This window comes from Frankia sp. AiPs1, from assembly GCF_023716945.1.
GTDB lineage: Bacteria > Actinomycetota > Actinomycetes > Frankiales > Frankiaceae > Frankia.
Window position 1 is genome coordinate 1 of record NZ_JAMQQF010000565.1, and the last position, 3,894, is coordinate 3,894.

Genomic DNA, 3,894 nt, shown 5'->3' on the forward strand with positions numbered 1-3,894 from the left:
GTGAGGGGGCGCCGGCGCGGCGCACGCCTGGACCAGCCGCGGGTGTCGCGGCGCGCGTCGCTGCGGCCCGCCTACGAATCGGATGCGTTCGGTCGGATCGCCGAGCGGGTGGCCCGGTTCATCGGGACGGCGCGCTACCTCGTCGCCCAGAGCATCGTCATCGTGGTGTGGGTCGCGTACAACGTCTTCGTCCCCAGCTCCGGGCGGTTCGACGAGTTCCCGTTCATCTTCCTGACGCTGGTGCTGTCGCTGCAGGCCGCGTACGCGGCGCCGCTCATCCTGCTGGCGCAGAACCGGCAGGACGACCGGGACCGGGCGAACCTCGCCCAGGACCGGGAGCAGTCGGTCCGCACCCGCGATGACACCGAGTACCTGGCCAGGGAGCTGGCCGCCGTGCGCATCACCATCGGCGAGCTGGCCACCCGCGACTTCCTGCGCTCGGAGCTGCGCGCCCTGCTCGCCGAGCTGGACGCGGCCGACCACGACCGGCGGGACCGGCCTCGGCGCCGCGAGGGCGAACGATCCGCCCGCCGCGACCGCCCGGACCGGGCTGCTGCGCCAGAACGCGTCCCCGCCGACAAGCGTCCTCTCGCCGACAAGCGCACTCCCGCCGAGAAGCGCGCCCCCGCCGACAAGCGCACTCCCGCCGACAAGCGCGTCCCGGCGGCCGAGCAGGCCCCCGGGGAGCCGCCGCACGCCGGGCAGGGCTGATGAGCGGCTGCTAGGACTGGCCGGCCGCGCCGCGGCAGAGGGTCAGCACGGCCATCGCGATCTCGACGCCGCGGGGACCCAGCTCGTTCGCCCAGACGGCGATGATCTCGTTTTCCCGGGCGTGCTCGATTCGCGGGCCGCCCTCGGCCGAGCGCAGCGCCTGGATCTGCCGGGACAGGTCGCGGCGGGTGGCCAGCAGCTCACGGAGCTGGGCGTCGATGTCGTCGATCTGCTGACGTCCCTCGGCGATGTTGCTGATCGTCAGCGGCTCGCCCGCGATCGGCGCGCGCCCCGCGCCGGTGAGGATGGCGCCCGGCGCCGTGGGCGCAGGGATCGCGGCGTCGGGACGGTCGACGAGGTTGTCCACGAATGGGCCTTTCGATCGGAGGCCCGGCCCAGCCCAGGCCTAGACGACCCGGGGCGGACCGGGCCTGGGTCTGACGCTCGTACCGCGTGAGGTCAGCGGTGGAGCGGGGACCGTGCCCGGTCCCCATAAAACGGAGGCAGCAGTGCGCCGTAGCGCGAGGTTCGGCTGCTCTCCACTCAGCAAGCATGCCAGCCCGGCGCGGATCCGTCCAGGAGACCGACATGGCGCCGCAACCACCCGCCTCGCCCCGCCTCGTCCTGGATGGTCTGCCCGCCGGCCGGTGCCGCCGTTGCCCGGGCGAGGGGCGGGCGGCGGTGCGCTGTGCGCGGTCCAGGACGCCCGGACCGGTCGGAACGCACCGCAACCGGTAGGCCGCACCGCGGCCGATCGGTGCATGACCGGCGGGCTCGGCCGGGATGGGATGATCGATCGATGGGACAGATGGAGCTCGGTGGCATGCCCCGCAGGCTGTTCGCCTGTACGCCGTCGCGGCTGGCCGCATTCGAGGACTGCCCACGCCGCTACCGGATGATCTATCTGGACCGGCCGCGCCCGCCGAAGGGCCCGCCGTGGGCGCACACCTCCTTCGGCGTCAGCGTGCACAACGCGCTGCGCCGGTGGTGGGAGGAGCCGCATCCGCGGCGGACCCCGCTGCGCGCCGCCGAGCTGCTGCGGCTGGGCTGGATCGACGAGGGGTTTCGCGATCCCGAGCAGTCGCAGCACTGGCGGGAGCGGGCCGTGGGGATGGTCCGTGGCTACGTCGCGGGCCTGGATCCGGCGGCCGAGCCGCGCGGGGTCGAGCGCTCGGTCGCCACCCGCACCGAGGCGCTGGCCTTCTCCGGCCGGGTCGACCGCCTCGACGACCGGGATGGGGAGCTCGTCGTCGTCGACTACAAGACCGGCCGGCGACCCGTCACCGACGACGATGCCCGCACCTCGCGAGCCCTGGCGCTCTACGCGCTGGCCGCGGGCCGGATGCTGCGCCAGCCCTGCCGGCGGGTCGAGCTGCACCACGTCCCCACCGGTCGGGTCGCCGTCGCCGAGCACACCGAGGACAGCATCGCCCGCCACGTCCGCCGCGCCGAGTCCGTCGCCGCCGACGCCGTCGCGGCGACCGAGGCGTTGAGCGGCGGCGGTGAACCCGATCGCGCCTTCCCGCCCCGGCCCGGCTCGCTGTGCTCGTGGTGCGACTTCCGCCGGCTGTGCGCGGAAGGCCAGGCCGCCGGCCCCGAGCGCCAGCCCTGGGCCGCCCTCGGGGAGGACTGAGCCGGCCGGAGGTCACCAGGCCCGGCCCGGATGTCACCGGGCCCGGCCGGATGCCACCGTGGCCTGCCGGATGCCACCGTGGGCCCGGCCGGATGTCACCATGGGGCGGTGTCCGAGCAGACCACCGCACCCGCCCAGCCGAGGGTCTCCGCGAAGGCGATGACCTTCACCGAGTCCGTCATCCGGGACATGACCCGGCTCGCCCTCGCGCACGACGCGGTGAACCTGGCCCAGGGGTTCCCCGACTTCGCCTGCCCGCCCGAGCTCAAACAGGCGGCCAAGGCCGCCATCGACGCGGACGTGAACCAGTACGCGATCACCTGGGGGGCGGCGGAGTTCCGCGCCGCGGTCGCCGCGAAGGTGGGGCGGACCTACCCGGGCTGGTCGGTCGATCCGGACACCGAGATCTGTGTGACCTGCGGTTCGACCGAGGCGATGATCGCCACCATGCTGGCGCTGGTCGACCCCGGCGATGAAGTGATCATGTTCGAGCCGTTCTACGAGAACTACGGCCCCGACACGATCCTGTCCGGTGCCCGCCCGCGGCTGGTCCGCCTGCACGCCCCCGACTGGTCGATCGACCAGTCGGAGCTGCGCGCGGCCTTCAGCGACCGCACCAGGGCCATCGTCCTGAACACCCCGCACAACCCGACCGGCAAGGTGCTGCGCCGCGACGAGCTGGAACTGGTCGCGGAGCTCTGTCAACGTCACGATGCGCTGGTGTTCACCGACGAGATCTACGAGCACATCCACTACCTCGGACCCGGCGGCCACATCCCGCCGGCGACGATCCCCGGCCTCGAGGATCGGACCGTCACCATCAACGCCCTGTCGAAGACCTACGCGGTCACCGGCTGGCGGGTCGGTTGGACGATCGCGCCGCCCGCCTACACCTCGGCGATTCGCAAGGTCCACGACTTCCTGACCGTCGGCGCGGCGGCGCCGCTGCAGGCCGGCGGAGTGGCGGCGATGGGCCTGCCGCCCGCCTACTACGACGGGCTCGCCGAGCAGTACCGCACCCGCCGCGACCTGCTGTGCGCCTCGCTGGCCGACACCGGCTTCACGTTCCGGCCGCCGGACGGCGCCTACTACGTGATGTGCGACACCCGCGCGCTCGACCCGGCCGGGGACGACGTGGCCCTGGCCCGGCGGCTGGTCACCGAGATCGGAGTGGCCGCCGTGCCCGGCTCGTCGTTCTTCGCCGATCCCGCCGACGGCCGCCACATCATCCGGTTCGGCTTTCCCAAGAAGCTCGCCACGTTGCAGGCCGCCGCAGACCGCCTGGCCCGCCTGGCCCGTCCCGCCGCCGGCTCGGCTGATCCGTTGCGATGAGCGGGAGACGCACGGCGGTGCGATGTGCCCGGTCCGCAGACTCGAACCGGGCAGAACGCACCGCAACCGGCCTCGTCCTGGGCCGGGCCTGACTCGTCTAGGTAGCCGGGGTGATCGGCGTCGGGGCGGGCGGCGTTGGGGCGGGCGTGGCCGGGGCGCGTCGGGACGGCGGCGTCGGCAGTCGGTAGCCGATGCCGGCGGCGCGGGCATGCCCGGCG

Annotated in this window: 4 protein-coding genes; 3 read left to right on the forward strand and 1 reads right to left on the reverse strand. The window is 73.9% G+C overall.

Going from position 1 to position 3,894, the window contains the following annotated elements:
* On the forward strand, positions 1-711 hold a 711-nt coding region (locus ND748_RS27390), incomplete at its 5' end, for a DUF1003 domain-containing protein (protein ID WP_285902788.1).
* Between the two features lie 10 nt (positions 712-721).
* Here ND748_RS27390 and ND748_RS27395 read toward each other — a convergent pair.
* Positions 722-1,018, reverse strand: a complete 297-nt coding sequence (locus ND748_RS27395) for a chorismate mutase (protein WP_251749098.1) — start codon at positions 1,016-1,018, stop codon at positions 722-724.
* Between the two features lie 492 nt (positions 1,019-1,510).
* Here ND748_RS27395 and ND748_RS27400 point away from each other — a divergent pair, with 492 nt between their 5' ends.
* Together ND748_RS27400 and ND748_RS27405 are read left to right on the forward strand one after the other, a co-directional pair.
* A complete protein-coding gene (locus tag ND748_RS27400; RefSeq protein ID WP_251749096.1) occupies positions 1,511-2,344 on the forward strand; it encodes a PD-(D/E)XK nuclease family protein in 834 nt (277 codons plus the stop codon).
* Between the two features lie 108 nt (positions 2,345-2,452).
* Positions 2,453-3,676, forward strand: a complete 1,224-nt coding sequence (locus ND748_RS27405) for a pyridoxal phosphate-dependent aminotransferase (RefSeq protein WP_251749097.1) — start codon at positions 2,453-2,455, stop codon at positions 3,674-3,676.
* The last annotated feature ends 218 nt before the right edge of the window (positions 3,677-3,894 follow it).

Coding starts and splice junctions, on each gene's coding strand:
- ND748_RS27400 (WP_251749096.1), top strand. CDS start 1,511: ATGGGACAGATGGAGCTCGGTGGCATGCCCCGCAGGCTGTTCGCCTGT.